This window comes from Acinetobacter sp. S4397-1, from assembly GCF_024129285.1.
Lineage (GTDB): Bacteria > Pseudomonadota > Gammaproteobacteria > Pseudomonadales > Moraxellaceae > Acinetobacter > Acinetobacter lwoffii_C.
Window position 1 is genome coordinate 66,911 of sequence record NZ_JAMXXZ010000011.1, and the last position, 15,033, is coordinate 81,943.

General features: G+C 43.6%; 13 protein-coding genes and 1 riboswitch. Of the genes, 8 read left to right on the top strand and 5 right to left on the bottom strand.

Translation table 11 applies throughout. The features are described 5' to 3' along the window. Positions 1–418: 418 nt before the first annotated feature. Together NI467_RS07890 and NI467_RS07895 are read left to right on the top strand one after the other, a co-directional pair. Complete coding sequence (locus NI467_RS07890) at positions 419–862, top strand: MarR family winged helix-turn-helix transcriptional regulator (RefSeq protein ID WP_227548032.1); 444 nt, start codon at positions 419–421, stop codon at positions 860–862. After that, positions 849–2,048 carry an MFS transporter gene (locus NI467_RS07895; RefSeq protein ID WP_151204395.1) on the top strand — a complete coding sequence of 400 codons (1,200 nt, stop codon included), beginning with the start codon at positions 849–851 and terminating at the stop codon, positions 2,046–2,048. Before NI467_RS07890 ends, NI467_RS07895 begins: the two co-directional genes overlap by 14 nt. Positions 2,049–2,052: 4 nt before the next feature. On the opposite strand, the gene NI467_RS07900 is transcribed toward NI467_RS07895, so the two are convergent. Continuing rightward, complete coding sequence (locus NI467_RS07900) at positions 2,053–3,033, bottom strand: GlxA family transcriptional regulator (RefSeq protein WP_253152152.1); 981 nt, start codon at positions 3,031–3,033, stop codon at positions 2,053–2,055. A 113-nt stretch (positions 3,034–3,146) separates the two neighbouring features. Here NI467_RS07900 and NI467_RS07905 point away from each other — a divergent pair, with 113 nt between their 5' ends. After that, positions 3,147–4,934: an acyl-CoA dehydrogenase gene (locus tag NI467_RS07905; RefSeq protein WP_253152154.1), complete on the top strand. Its 1,788-nt coding sequence runs from the start codon at positions 3,147–3,149 to the stop codon at positions 4,932–4,934. A gap of 347 nt (positions 4,935–5,281) precedes the next feature. On the opposite strand, the gene NI467_RS07910 is transcribed toward NI467_RS07905, so the two are convergent. Beyond that, positions 5,282–6,499: an alkane 1-monooxygenase gene (locus NI467_RS07910; protein WP_253152156.1), complete on the bottom strand. Its 1,218-nt coding sequence runs from the start codon at positions 6,497–6,499 to the stop codon at positions 5,282–5,284. A gap of 184 nt (positions 6,500–6,683) precedes the next feature. On the opposite strand from NI467_RS07910, the gene NI467_RS07915 reads away from it, so the two are divergent. Further along, a complete protein-coding gene (locus NI467_RS07915; RefSeq protein WP_253152158.1) occupies positions 6,684–7,634 on the top strand; it encodes an AraC family transcriptional regulator in 951 nt (316 codons plus the stop codon). Here NI467_RS07915 and lpxB read toward each other — a convergent pair. Beyond that, on the bottom strand, positions 7,623–8,795 hold the full coding sequence (gene lpxB / locus NI467_RS07920; RefSeq protein WP_253152160.1) for a lipid-A-disaccharide synthase: 1,173 nt from the start codon (positions 8,793–8,795) through the stop codon (positions 7,623–7,625). The two genes, NI467_RS07915 and lpxB, sit on opposite strands and share 12 nt — an antisense overlap. Positions 8,796–9,342: 547 nt before the next feature. On the opposite strand from lpxB, the gene NI467_RS07925 reads away from it, so the two are divergent. The 3 genes from NI467_RS07925 to NI467_RS07935 all read left to right on the top strand — a co-directional run bounded on the left by NI467_RS07925 (position 9,343) and on the right by NI467_RS07935 (position 12,041). Continuing rightward, a complete protein-coding gene (locus NI467_RS07925; protein ID WP_253152162.1) occupies positions 9,343–10,233 on the top strand; it encodes a sulfite exporter TauE/SafE family protein in 891 nt (296 codons plus the stop codon). Positions 10,234–10,360: 127 nt separating this feature from the next. Then, complete coding sequence (locus NI467_RS07930; RefSeq protein WP_253152164.1) at positions 10,361–11,452, top strand: 3-deoxy-7-phosphoheptulonate synthase; 1,092 nt, start codon at positions 10,361–10,363, stop codon at positions 11,450–11,452. 64 nt (positions 11,453–11,516) lie between these two features. Further along, a complete protein-coding gene (locus NI467_RS07935; protein ID WP_151204387.1) occupies positions 11,517–12,041 on the top strand; it encodes a protein tyrosine phosphatase family protein in 525 nt (174 codons plus the stop codon). Positions 12,042–12,043: 2 nt separating this feature from the next. Here NI467_RS07935 and ispF read toward each other — a convergent pair whose 3' ends face one another. Further along, entirely contained in the window at positions 12,044–12,532 is a 489-nt protein-coding gene (gene ispF / locus NI467_RS07940) for a 2-C-methyl-D-erythritol 2,4-cyclodiphosphate synthase (RefSeq protein WP_253152166.1), read from the bottom strand. 100 nt (positions 12,533–12,632) lie between these two features. On the opposite strand from ispF, the gene NI467_RS07945 reads away from it, so the two are divergent. Then, positions 12,633–13,289, top strand: a complete 657-nt coding sequence (locus tag NI467_RS07945) for a hypothetical protein (RefSeq protein ID WP_253152168.1) — start codon at positions 12,633–12,635, stop codon at positions 13,287–13,289. Between the two features lie 118 nt (positions 13,290–13,407). On the opposite strand, the gene NI467_RS07950 is transcribed toward NI467_RS07945, so the two are convergent. Continuing rightward, a complete protein-coding gene (locus tag NI467_RS07950) occupies positions 13,408–14,652 on the bottom strand; it encodes a D-amino acid dehydrogenase (RefSeq protein WP_253152170.1) in 1,245 nt (414 codons plus the stop codon). Positions 14,653–14,794: 142 nt separating this feature from the next. Further along, positions 14,795–14,882, bottom strand: a riboswitch (glycine riboswitch). Between the last annotated feature and the right edge of the window lie 151 nt (positions 14,883–15,033).

Consider the following 15,033-nt stretch of genomic DNA (forward strand, 5'->3'; position numbering starts at 1 on the left):
TGACTCATAACGAGATAGCAGCAAAAAACATGCTCGTCCTGAAAGGCAGCAGCTCAAACCAGCTCAGATTTTGTTATGAAACCGGGCAATAGTTTTGCTCTTCCCTTTGTTTCATACCTCATCTGCTCAATGTCAGCTTACAGCGCAATCCATTTATGAAATCTCAACAAACCTTAAGTCGATATCCCTTAATTTTTAAGACACTAAGCTTTTAATTCTATTTAGCTTAGACCTAAGCCCTGCTTAAATATGTAGCAATTTGTCGATCATTCTTTACACAGCTTAACATTTAGCTAAATCTGTTCAGCTCAGCAAAAAACGCTCGGCAGTTTTTTATTTCCCCAATCTTGTATCTATAAAAAAATAAGCGTACATTGAACAAAAATTAGTTAGCCAGGTTAACTATATGCAGCCTACTATGCTCCGGTTTCGTGCTCTGCTTTTACGCTGTGCACGGCTCATGAGTGATGAAATCAATATCATATTGCTGTCATCACAACTTAATTATTCTTTGTGGCAGGTGCTCTATGTGATTCAGTCACAGCAGCAATGTACGCTGGCCGACATTTCCAGCTATCTGAATGTATCTAAGCCCTGTATTACCAAACGGATTCAGTATCTGGTCGAATTAGACCTTATTTCTCAGCTTGAAACCCCAGACCGACGTCAGAAGCTTTTTACTTTAACCCCCAAAGGTCTTGAGACTTTTGCAGTCTGTTCCACACAGATCGATGCTTTTGAAGATCAGCTTCTGGCTCAAATTCCAGATAAAGAAATCGCTGCCAGCCGACATGTTTTATTGGAATTGATGCAGCAATTGCAGCCTACTTCGTCTCAAGGAGATGCCAATGAGCCAAGATAAAGCTCCTCTTTGGACTTCCAATTTCATCCTGATCAGTTTGGTGAATTTTCAACTGGTACTGGTTTTCTATTTGTTGGTGATTGTGATTGTCGGCTACTCTGTGGCCGAATTGGGCGCCAGTACAGCGCAAGCCGGTCTGGTTTCCGGCCTGTTTATTGTTGGGACCTTATTGGGCCGTATTATTATTGGAAAATTACTAAACCGTCTGGGTCTCAAACTTACCCTTCTGTCAGGTTTAACAGGTTTTTTGATCTTTTCCGGACTTTATATGATTCCGGTTCAGCTGGAACTTCTGTTGGGGATTCGCCTAATCCATGGCTTTATGATGGGGGTGGCATCAACTGTGCTGGGTACGGTGATTGCTCAGACTATTCCGGTAACACGGCGCGGTGAAGGAATTGGCTACTTTAGTATGAGCAATACGGTCGGCACCGCAATTGGTCCCTTTATGGGCATCTGGTTGATGTCACATTTTGATTATCAGATGATTTTTTTGGTGAGCAGTGTCATCGCACTAAGCAGCCTTATCTGTAGCGTATTTATCCAGCCGCCGCCTATTAAATCAAGGACATCAATTCAAGCGACTTCACAGGCTTCTAGTAAACTGGCGCAATATATTGAGCCGAAAGCCCTACCAATTGCAGTCATTGTCCTGCTGTTAACAACCTGTTATTCAGGCGTTTTGTCTTTTATCCATTTCTATGCCCAAGACATTGATCTGGTCGAAACAGCCTCTTTCTTCTTTCTAATGTATGCCATTGCCATTTTGCTATCGCGCCCTTTTACTGGTCCACTAATGGATCGTAAAGGTGAAAATATCATTATTTATCCTGCGATTATCCTTATGGCATTGGGTATTTTTTTGCTTAGTCAGGCCCAAAACTCAGTCATGTTACTAACAAGCGCAGCGCTGCTTGGTTTTGGTTTCGGCAATATCCTGTCGGTCTGTCAGACGATTGCTGTAAAAAGTACCACTTTACAGCGTATGGGTCTGGCAACTTCGACCTTCTTTATTGCCCTGGATGCGGGTCTAGGTTTTGGACCTTATTTTCTGGGAATGTTGCTGGATCAGATCGGCTATCGTCAGTTATATCTCGTCTTGGCCTTAGTCAGTATCAGCGGCTTAATCTGGTATTATCTATTGCATGGCAGAACTGCTGCCAAACTCCAAACCTCAAGTGAATAACGTTTTAAAAGCGCTGGCTAAACCGGCGCCGATATTCTAAAGGAGTTAGTCCTGTTTTTCTATGAAACAAACGCCGGAATGAGCTGGGATCTTGATAGCCCACATGCTGCATAACAAGATCGACGGCCTGATCAGTTTCTTCCAGCCGTTTGCGTGCTGCTTCAATACGGATGGCTTGCAAATATTGGTTTGGCGGTACATCTAACGCCTGCTTAAAGCGTCGGATCAAGGTTCTAGTAGTGACATTAAACTGGTCCGCCAGCTCATCCAGAACAAAATTCCGATCAAAGTTCTGCTGCAGCCAATCCTGTACCTTTTGTACCAGTTCGTCTTGATGCGGCTTGCCAATTTTCAATAAAGAATAAGACAACTGACTATCACGCCGATAATCAATGACAAAGGACTTGGCAGATTGCATGGCAACTTCAAATCCATGGAAACGCTCGATCAAATGCAGTCCCAGATCAAACCAGGCCAAACCTCCACCCGCACAATAAATATGTTGATCGCGGCTGATCATCAAATCAGCATTTAGTTTGACCTGCGGATAGCGTAAGCGAAACATATCCTGAAAACCCCAATGTGTGGTGGCGACACGATCGTCTAAAATTCCAGCCTCTGCAAGAAAGAAATTCCCGGTACAATTTCCAGCAATGAGAATTGCCTGCGTATGAGCGGTTTTAAGAAACTCGATCAGGCTCCGATTCTGCTCCAGTACTTCCAGAATCGGAGCAGCAATTGTGGGCACAACCAGAATATCCGCGTTCTTAATTTCGTGATAGGCACAATGGGCCTGCAATTCCAGACCATTAATGCAGCGGACAGCTTGCCCATCTGGACTGGCAACTTTAACTGTAAACCGACGTTGCACATGCTGTTGCTGAATCCGGTTCCAGCTCACACCGGCCATGGCGAATAAATCGGCCACTCCAGTAATTGCTGAAGCCAAAGCGCCATCAAAACCTAAAATTACTACCTGTTGCATCTTTGCTTTTTGTCGCTTTTCACCCGCTTCATGTCATTATTGACAATCCTCTTGAATAAAAGCAACTGCTAGTCTGGAAAGCTATCTCAAGGATGTTTTTTCAGGACCGAACCATGACTCAACTAATCAATGATAAAGATCTTAATTTCCTGCTTTATGATGTATTTAAACTGGACGCGCTAACCGAACTGGAGCGCTATCAGGATCATGATAAAAACACCTTTGATAGTATCCTGGATACAGCCAAAGGCATCGCAACTGATTATTTTGCGCCGCACAATGCCAAGGCTGATCAGCATGAGCCCAGCTTTGACGGTACAAAGGTAGAAACCCTTGCTGAAGTCAAAGTAGCCTGGCAACAGTTTGCCAATGCCGGACTGCTCTGTGCTCCACATGATTATGTAGATGGCGGTATGCAATTGCCGGTTCTGGTGAATATGGCGTGTAATGCCTATTTCATGTCAGCGAACCCTTCAACTGTGGCCTATTCTTTTCTGACTGCTGCCGCAGCCAATCTGATTCAGGCCTTTGCCTCGGCAGAACAAAAACAGCTGTTTTTACCACCTATGTTGAGTGGCCGCTTTGCAGGCACCATGGCAATGACTGAACCGAATGTCGGTTCTTCTCTAGGAGATCTGACCACGAGAGCTACTCCTCAAGCAGATGGCAGCTATCGCATTAAAGGTCAAAAAATGTTTATTTCTGGCGGCGATCAGGATATTACTGAAAATATAGTACATCTTGTTTTGGCCCGTATTCAGGATGCTCCGCAAGGAGTGAAAGGCATTTCCCTGTTTATTGTGCCGAAATTCCAAACCAATAGTGATGGTTCACTCGGTGAATCCAATGATGTACAACTGGCGGGTCTTTTGCACAAGATGGGTTATCGTGGAACCGCGTCAACTATCTTGAATTTTGGTGAAAATGACAACTGCTTAGGCTATTTAATCGGTGAGCCAGGACAGGGCTTAAAATACATGTTCAAGATGATGAATGAAGCACGTGTCAGCGTAGGCCTTGGCGCTGCCATGATTGGTTATCGCGGCTATCTGAAGTCGCTGGATTATGCCAAGAACCGTCCACAAGGCCGTCCGGTACATGAAAAAGGCACTGATATCAAACCCGTCAATATTATTGAGCACACGGATGTAAAACGTATGCTGCTGGCACAGAAGTCTTATGTAGAAGGCTCTCTGGCCCTTTGCCTTTTTGCAGCCCGATTGATTGATGAGCATCAGGCTGCACAAAATGAAGACAGTGCAATCTTGCTAGATTTAATTACCCCTGTGGTTAAATCATTCCCGTCTGCTTATGGGGTTAAAGCCAATGATCTGGCAATCCAGGTTTTGGGGGGCGCTGGTTATACCCGCGAATATCCGGTAGAACAATGCTACCGGGATAATCGCCTGAATCCGATTCATGAAGGCACGTATGGGATTCAATCGCTGGATTTGCTCGGACGCAAACTCTGGCAACACAATGGTAAGGGGCTGGGCTTGTTGATGCAGCGAATGCAGAAAACCCTGTCGGATACTCAGCATACAACATTGATCGACTTGGCAGAACAATTTAAACAGCATCTAAATACGGTACAGGCCACCACACAGAAACTGGGTCAGGCCTTAATACAGGGTCAGGTCAGTGAGTCCTTGGCGAATTCAGGTTTATATCTGGACATGATGGGCAAAACCATCATTGCCTGGCTCTGGCTAGAGATGGCTCATCAAGCTCAACACAAATTCGCCTCTTCCTCTCAGCAGGAAGATCAGGATTTTTTGGCCGGAAAAATGCAGGCGGCTCAATATTTTATTCGATGGGAATTACCTGAAATTGAGCATCAGGCCAAGTTACTGATGAACTTTGATGACACGTGCCTGAAGATGCAGGCTGACTGGTTCTAAGATCTTTTGTATGTTTAATTAGCTGTTGAGCGCATATAAAATGGCTTAACTTTTAAAGTTTAAGTTCATGAATATACCATACAGCAAAACCTCTTCCGCACTGGTTGGAGGTTAGACTGCATGAAACTCGCTGTATTCTGTGATCTCAAATAAGAGCAGTATTTGACGGGTTTTAAGCTAAACAGCATAGCTTCATAAGATATCCGCCTTGTGAAGCTATGCTGCGCATATGAACCAAACCCAAATAATCAAAATAATTGCTGAAATTTAATGCAGAATAAAAAAATGTCAAATCAAAATCAGAACATATATCTCTAAACTTCTCATACAGGATAAAGCCAATTCAATTAGGCTAGTGTCCTGTCTAGCACACCAAATTTTTTAAAGATTTTAGCCCGCTTGGAAGGCAGAATATTAGCCTTGGTCAAATCCCCTTGATAATGCTGATATACGCGCTGATCCATCATTTTATACCATAAAGGTGGAATTAAAGCTGGGATCAGCATCGTGGCATAACCACCTGGCAATTCCGGTGCTTCATCAAAATGGCGCAGTGCCTGGAATGGCCGGCTTGGAAAAGCATGATGATCCGAATGGCGCTGTAACTGATATAAAAACAGGTTGGTCACAATATTGTTATTGTTCCAGCTATGTTCTGGCAATGTTCTTTCATAACTGCCATCGGCTTTTAGTCCGCGTTTCAGACCATAGTGTTCAAGATAATTCACAATCTCGAACAGGCTGATGCCATAAAATGCCTGCGTCACAGTATAAGGAATAAGTTTCTTGCCATACGCCTTGAACATCAGGGCATGATAAGAGGCACTCATGGCCCAGCCATGAAACAGCTCGTTTTCCGTACTAAAGAACTTTAAACCTTTACGCTCCAAGCGTCTTTTTTCAATCTGAACTGCGGATTTCAGCCCCCCTATTACGGTGCGTGGCCAGAAACGATAAAAAGATTCGCCCATTTTTGAAGAAGCCGGATCTTCCGGGGTCGCTACCCGCTTATGATGCCCATATGGATGTTCAATACGAAAATGGTTGTAGACCAACGGCATCAGACTGGCATGTGACCAGTAATGGTCTTTTTTATGAGGACGATGACTCAGCTCATGAGCTGTGTTCACCCCAATGCCGTTAATCGCACCCATCGACATACCAAGCAGGATCTGGTCCAGCAAAGACACTTCCGGACGAGTCACCACATAGCCTGCAAAGGCATTAGCCGCTATTTGTAAGGGAATGAACAGCTTCACAATACGGTCATAATAAGGATCTTTAACCAGTGCCTGAATCTGCACATCATCGGGATTATTGGCATCATCACCAATCAGGGCATCCAAGCTCGGAATAATTACATGCAGTAGTAAAGGTCCACCCAAGGCAAAAACTTTTTTAGTTGCCTTAGGGCCAAAATGATAACCAGCCAGAATTCCCATACCAATTACAGGCAAGCCGGGGCTGAGTAGCCAGCCAAAACGTTTCTTATCCAGTTGCCGCCCTTTGAGTGCGGGTGCATCCTGCTTGAACTGAACGGTTTGAATTTGTGCAGGGGCATTCATTGCGACCCTCCTTTTTTATGTTACTCTGCACATATAGTTCAATATTTCAGCATCGGCGAACAGTATTTAAAGTCCAGAAAAACTATGTCAGCGTCTTTGGCTCCATGGGCCAAATTTTGGCCCTCAATCACAAAAACCAGATCATTTGAAATAAACTGACTAAAATAGTCACATCGAGTTAGGCATGGATGCTTTAAGTAAAATTTTTGATGATATTCATTTGGAGAAATCAGAATACCTTTATATTAAGGTCTTTCATCCGGGTGGCTTTGCCTATCAGCATGAACCATCCATGCTGGCTTATGTACTGTTACACGGCCAAGCACAATTAAAATTCATGGACGGCAGTCTGCTTGAGCTGCAACAAGGCGATCTGGTGTTATTACCCGCGGGCACTGCACACCGTCTGTCTTGCCCGGACAGCACCGATTTCTCTGAATACCTTCCGATTAATCCGTTTTTTCCGACCCATTCGCAGCAATGTGTAGATCTCAATCCGGATCAATCGGCAGAACACAGTTTTATATTGGCCATTCGCTCAAGTATGGATATTCAGATGGCTAAACCTTTGCTCAGTGCATTACCCAAGCATCTGCATATTCAGCATATTCTGGGTGATACGGCCCCCGAATGGCTACAAATCGGCCTACAGTTTCTGGCCCAAGAAACCCAGCAGCAGCGTCCGGGACGTGATAAAATTTTGGACCATCTGGTCAGTATCTTACTGATTGAATGTGTCCGTGATCATATTCTGAATCTGGAAGATGCTTCAAGCTGGCTGAATGCCCTTTCACATCCTGAACTGTCGAATGCACTGGCAGTTATTCATGGCAAGCCGGAACAACCTTGGACCGTTGAAAGTCTGGCCGGACAATGTCACATGTCCAGATCCAAATTTGCCCAACTATTTACTCAGGTCGTGGGTGAGCCGCCTCTGGCCTATCTGCAACAGCACCGTCTGCGTCTAGCCGCCCAATATTTAAGAAATAGCGGATTTAGCATCCAGCAAATTGCCTATCTGGTGGGCTATTCATCTGAGACGGCGTTTAGTCAAAGCTTTAAAAAACAGTTTGAACAAACGCCCACCCGCTATCGCTCCAATTGCCAGAGCACTAAAGTTCGATTATTGGACTAAGTCTAGTATTGCCTTAACAGGATCTTCACTATTACTGGATAGCAGCTGCTTGTGCATGGTGATGTGCTGCATAACCTGAATCTGAGCCACTTCAATATTCATCAGCTTTTCAATTTCGGTCGCCAGCTTTTCTGGGGTCGCTTCAGACTGGATGAGTTCCTGAATGACTTTTTTGCCCGCAATAATATTTGGCAATGAGAAATAGGGAATTTTCACCAACAGTTTGGCAATTCGATAAGTCAGCCAATGCAGTTTATAAAAGGTTACCATTGGTCGATGCAATAGCATCGCCTCCAGCGTCGCGGTCCCGGAAGCCAAGGCAATAATATTCGAGGCATTCATCACTTGACGGCCAATCTTTGACTCGCGACCGCTATTTTCTATGAGTCGTACCCGCGCTGTTAAACTGGCCGGATATTGCGCCAACAAACTTTCAATTTGCTGTTTGCGTGCCTCATTAATGGCAGGAACCAGGAAAATATAATCGGGATGTTTCTGGTGTAAAAGGTTGGCTGCATCCAAGACCAACGGCCCTAAACGCTCAATCTCTCCGCGGCGGCTTCCTGGCAGCAAGGCGATGTATTTCAATGCCGGATACAGCCCCAGTTCTGTCTGAGCCTCGGTCAGATCATTTTTTAGCGGTAATTGACCTGCCAGTGGATGGCCGACAAAGGCCGCTGGAATATCCCACTTTTTAAAGAACACTTTTTCAAAAGGAAATAAACACAAGACCAGATCAATACTGGCTTTGATTCCATGCACACGCCCCTGACGCCACGCCCACACCGAAGGGCTGACATATTGCACGGTTTTAATCGGTAACTGCTTCTGCTTCAGGCTTTTAGAAAGACGCAGGTTAAAATCGGGCGCATCAATACCAATAAAAATATCGACCGGATCTTTACTCCAAATGTCCACCAGACCATCACGGACGGCAAACAGCTTTTTAATATCTTTGAGAACTTCAACTATTCCCATGACCGACAGAATATCCATTGGATAATAGCTCTTAAAGCCTTCGGCCAACATTTGCGGCCCGCCAATCCCTTCAAATTCCACATCAATACCCTGCTCTCGAAAACTACGGATGAGCTTTGCACCAAGCGTATCTCCCGATACCTCTCCCACCACGATTCCGATTTTAAGTTTCCGTTTTTGCAAGTGTATTCCCTCAGATGTGTCGAATGTCAGCCTTACAGGATTCTAACATAATCCATAATTTAATCCTGAGTAAGCAATATCCAGCGAACCTAGCCGCCGAAATAAAAGAAAATGATGGGGTAAAAGTAATCTTAAGCAGTGAACTCCTTATCTAAAGGATCGAAGATAAAATGCTCAGGTATTAAAAAGTATTGAAGAAAATCGCCTAATCCTAAAACAGCCTGTAGATAAATATTCTTGTATTAACTGTACTTTGCGAAACCCACAGTGCCAATAAGTTTCCAGCTCTCTGTATGGAAAACAGCGCTTGTATTTCTTCTGAGTTTAAATATTCAAGAAAATCTCACTGTTTCGGCTTTTATAATTTTACACTTCAGATTTGTTAAAACTGCATTGGTAAGATTGAACTAATCACTTGAATATTAAGAATGAACCTTTAGTCAATAAAATCTTTATCTTTTTTTAGAATAAGTAAATCATCAATAAAGACAACAATTTAAGCTTAAAGACCATAAGATAAGCTCGTTTTTTATTTTGGCATACATGCATGTTTGGTCCAATTGAATTTATTCTGGCAGGCGTTCTGGTGGGTTTTTGTGTAGGCATTACTGGTGTAGGTGGTGGCTCGCTGATGACTCCAATCCTGATTGGCCTGTTCCGGATTGAGCCGCATATCGCCATTGGGACGGACTTGCTCTATGCTGCCATTTCCAAATTTTGCGGTTCTTTTGTTCATGCCAAAAAAATGAATATTGTGTGGCCAATCGTTATCTGGCTGGCTGTAGGCAGTATTCCGGCTTCTTTTGCCACGCATTGGGTACTGGATAATTACCTAAGCCAATCGGCTCACTACAAATTAGTACTGACAATGGTTTTGGGTTTCATGCTCACCCTGACCGGCACCTCGATTGTATTTCGTAGCCAGATTGAAGCGCTATTTAATACATACCGTAAACAGGCATTTCCAGATATGACCCAAGAACTGGAGCATGTCAAACTGCAAGCCAATGATAAACGTGTCCTGATCATAATTATGGGGATTATACTGGGCGTGTTTGTCACCCTTTCCTCGGTAGGTGCTGGCGCATTTGGAATTATGGCACTGGTCTTGATGTTTCCCAATTTACCCATGATCCGTATTATTGGTTCTGACGTGGTACATGCGGTATTACTGACTTTAGTCGCAGGCCTTGGCCATATGAGTTCAGGTAATGTAGACTTTTATCTGTTGGGATGGTTGCTTGTCGGTTCTATTCCTGCGATTGTGATCGGTACTTTACTCAGCTCACGTATGCCGGAAAAACTGATCCGCAAGATTCTGGGAATCACCCTGTTTGCTCTTGGTATTAATTTCATGCTTAATCCGGTGAAATCTAAACCTGTGCAACCTGTTGAATCCGCAGTGATACTTCAACCCGACAAAATACAGCCTGTTTAAACTAACTATCCGATTCATCAATTTTTTTTCAAAGAAATATTCATCTTTTTTATAACAAAGTGACGCATCATTCATGTTATATTCAGGCTATTAAACAACCTTTTGTATGATCAAACCAGTGACGGCAATGAATACACTACAGTCAAAACCTATTTCAGCATCAGATATTGATGACGTGAATATCCAAAGCATGATTCCTCTGGTAACGCCTGCTCAGTTAAAAACAGAATTACCATTGACTGAAACTGCTTATCAAACCGTACTGCATGGTCGTGAAACGATTCGCAATATTCTAGATGGTCAGGATAAACGTCTATTTGTGGTCATTGGTCCATGTTCTATCCATGATCCGGCTGCTGCACACGAATATGCTGAACGCCTGAAAGTATTGAGCGAGAAAGTCAAAGATACGCTGTATATCGTGATGCGTGTTTATTTTGAAAAGCCACGTACGACTGTGGGCTGGAAAGGTCTGATCAATGACCCGGATATGAATGACTCTTTCAATATTGAAAAAGGTCTGCGTATCGGTCGTAAACTGTTAACGGAACTCAATGAAATGGGCCTGCCATGTGCAACCGAAGCCCTGGATCCAAACTCTCCGCAATATTATCAGGATCTAATTTCATGGTCAGCGATTGGTGCGCGTACCACCGAGAGCCAAACTCACCGTGAAATGTCTTCCGGCCTGTCTTCACCAGTAGGCTTTAAAAATGGTACTGATGGCGGTTTAACAGTTGCAACCAATGCCATGCAATCAGTTAAACATGGCCATAGCTTCCTCGGTTTGAATGATCAAGGACAGGTTGCTGTGATTCGCACCTCAGGTAACCCATATGCACATGTGGTACTCCGTGGTGGTAATGGCAAACCGAACTATGATGCCGGCTCGGTTGCTGATGCTGAAGCTGCTTTGGCCAAAGCCAAAGTCAGTAGCAAGATCATGATTGATGCCAGCCATGCCAACTCGAATAAAGATCCGTTCTTACAACCTCTGGTCTTAAAAAACATTACCGAACAAATTCTTGATGGAAACAAGTCAATTGTTGGTATTATGGTAGAGAGTCACCTGAAAGGGGGTCGTCAGGATATTCCAGCCAATCTGGCCGATTTGGAATATGGTAAATCAGTAACTGATGGCTGTATCGACTGGGATACTACAGAAAAAATATTACTCGACATGCACGAGGCATTAAAAGACGTTTTACCAAACCGTTAAACGATCTGACAAACGCCATCGCCAAGATGGCGTTTTTCTTTCTGCACAAGGAAAATTTTATCTGATGAATGACATTGAAACTGCGCTCAGCCAAATTGAAAACTTTCAGTTCATCCATGAGCATCTGTTCAGCTCGGGCCAACCGACTGCCGAACAGCTAAAACTGATGAAAGAATACGGCGTATCCACTGTTATTAATGTGGCTTTGACCGACAGCGTCCAACATTTATTACATGAAGATAAAATTTGCCTTGATCTGGGTTTGAACTATATCCAGCTGCCAATTTCCTGGGAAAGACCTTCTGACGATCAATGTCTGTTAGTACTTGATCTGATTGATCATCTGGTAAAACAGCACATGGTCTGGGTACATTGCTCAAAGAATTATCATGTCAGCTGCCTGATGTATTTATACCGTCAATACTCAATGAATATAGATATGCCAGCTGCCCAGGAATATTTACATGAAATCTGGGAACCCAATGAAACCTGGACCGGACTCATGCACGCGGTTGCCCTACAACTTCAAGGCCGTAAAGCAACCCATGAACTGGAATTGTCCTTGATTCATCCCCATCACTTTGTTTGATGTTATTTATGATGACTAACCAGGACAGTCGCCGTGGCCAGGATACCTTCCTGACGTCCGGTAAAGCCTAATTTTTCAGTAGTGGTGGCTTTAATACTGATTTGAGTCACCTCCACATTCAACACATCGGCAATGCTCTGACGCATTTCCAGATTATGTTTGGCCAGTTTTGGACGCTCACAGGCAACCGTGATGTCTGCATTATTCAGTATATAACCACGGTCCAGAATTAACTGATAGACATGTTTTAATAACACCTTGCTGTCCGCTCCTTTGAACTGCGGATCGGTATCTGGAAAATGCTGACCAATATCCCCAAGTGCCAATGCCCCGAGTAAGGCATCACTCAATGCATGCAGAATCACATCACCATCAGAATGGGCCTTTAAGCCATGCGTATGCGGAATCTGGATACCCGCCAAGGTCACAAAATCCCCTTCTTCAAATGCGTGTATATCCAGACCCTGACCAATACGAATTTGTGCAACCACTGCTTTTATCCTTTAGAAATAACCAATTGAAATCTTGTATACTACGTTTCTATTTCGCTATAGTTAGACCAAGCGTAACACAGTGAAAGTATAAGCGATCATGCTACTGAAAACTGATCTAAATATGATGAAAATAATCGGCCTATGTTTCGGCACAGCAATGCTGGCGACGACCAGCGGCCATGCAGAATTACCGGATTGCGTGAAGCAAAGTAATAATAATGCCGCGATAAAAAAAATGTGTTCGTCAGATCTGGATGAGCCTCGGGAAAAACTGGCCAATCAATATCTGACCGCTTTTTTAATTACCGATGCGCCGCTGTATTTACTTAAAGATACGCATCAGTTATGGGCAAAACGCATACAGCAATGTAAAACCCTGGACTGTTTCAAGCAGCAGTTTGAGCTGCGTCTGGATGATTTGAATATTTATATTTCTCTTAACCAGAGCCTTACCCAGCATTATCTGAAATTTGAAAATGGATACATGGCCAAACAGCCCGTACATCTCAAAATTCACCAACTGAGCAAAGACCGCATCAAGATTGAAGGAATCGCCTATCGTAGTCCAAATAACCGCCCTGAAACACAGACTGTTCCTTTTTTGGCCTATAGCACACCGGACACGAAAACCCAGATTTTTGACAATGAACATGATTGCAAATATCAGTTTCGCTATGACAAAGCCATCTTGAAAGTCAGTAGTCAACAAAAAGGCTGTGAACGCTTTAATGGAATATACCGTCTGTATGACTAAATAACTAAAACCGATTATTTCTATACAATATTTAATTATATTTCAGTAAATTAGACAATTAATTTTCTACCCACTAAAACTTTCTTATTTTAAAAGCTCTTAAGTGGGTTAAGCCTTTTTAGGCAGGATACTGCCGGAGAATCTGTTGACTAATCATAGCCGCTGTTGCAGCTGACAGGGTCCAGCCCAAATGACCATGACCAGTATTATAAAATATCCTTTCCCGTTTGCCCTGACGTACCACAGGCATCATATCCGGCATCATAGGACGCAACCCTGCCCAAGGAAGAACATGCTCGGTACACAAGTTTAAATTACGCTGTGTCCAGTCGATCAAAGGCTGAATGCGGTCTGCACGAATATCCCGGTTATAACCATTAAATTCAGCTGTTCCTGCAACACGCAGGCGGTCTTGGCCTAAACGCGATAAAACAATTTTAGCACTTTCATCCAGCAGACTGACCCAAGGTGCGTTGTGCTGACTTTGCTGATCATTTAACTGTACTGTAATTGAATAACCTTTGACCGGATAGATATTGACCCGCTCACCAAGCAGATTAGCCAGTTGATAACTACCTACCCCTGCACAGACCACAATCGCATCTGCCTTTATCTCTACAATCTCATTACGATTTGCATGTACATTTTCAGTACTTGGCCGGTATTTCAAGGTGACATGCTGTAGCTGATACGCTATTGCAAACACATCCTGACCAAATTCAAACCTCACTCCTTTTTGCATACAGACTTTGGCAAGACCTGTACTGAATTTATGAATATCCCCTGATGCGTCATGCTGACTGTAGAAACCGGCATAGTAATTCCCCGTTAATGCAGGCTCAATCTGCTTGATTTCTTCATTGCTAATCGCATTACGTTCCAGACCTCCACTACACAGCAGATCATTCACTCGAATCGCCACATCATAATCGGCTTTATTATGGTAAAAATGTAGAATCCCGCGCTTTTCTAGATCAAAGTCGATTTGCTCGATTTCGGCAATCTCAAACAGACGCTTTCTTGCCAGTAGAGCCAATTTGACCGTTTCCCGGGTATTGGCTTCATAGTTTTTGATATTCCCCAAAAATTCCATCAACCAGCTGTATTTATGCAAACTAAAAGCGGGATTGAGCAAAAGTGGTGCCGTTTTTTGTGACATCCATTTAATGCCTTTCAGCACAGTCGCTTTCTGGTTCCAGACTTCTGCATTACAAGCAGAAAGCTGGCCGCCATTGGCAAAGGATGTTTCCATTGCCGCATAAAGATGACGATCCAGCACAGTGACCTGATACCCGAGTAAAGCCAGCTCGTAGGCTGTGGTTATACCAGTAATGCCTGCTCCAATTACGACCACATGACGCATAGGCACCTCCTTGCTTTATGATGTCTTCCTATCTGTCAGGTATACCTGAGAGCTTCGGTCACTGTTTCGGTCACTGTATAGCACTCAGAGCAGCCTTCCCCCTTCGTTCGGTGAGTGATTAAACACTTCTCTCCAGAGTTTTTATATTATTGCAGTCCTTTTGCCTGAGAGTTTCCTGGGAGCTTGCTCCTTCGGCGAATGCAGCAGCATTTCTCTCCTGCAATAATATTTTTATTATCTTGAGCAATGTATATATCATTTTATAGAAAAAGAGAGTTTTTATTTAACCTGAATCGCGGATAAGAAATTGACTTGAAAAATAAGAGGACTAGAGCCATCAGTTGAGTTACCACACCAAACTCACAACTCTAGTCCTGATGT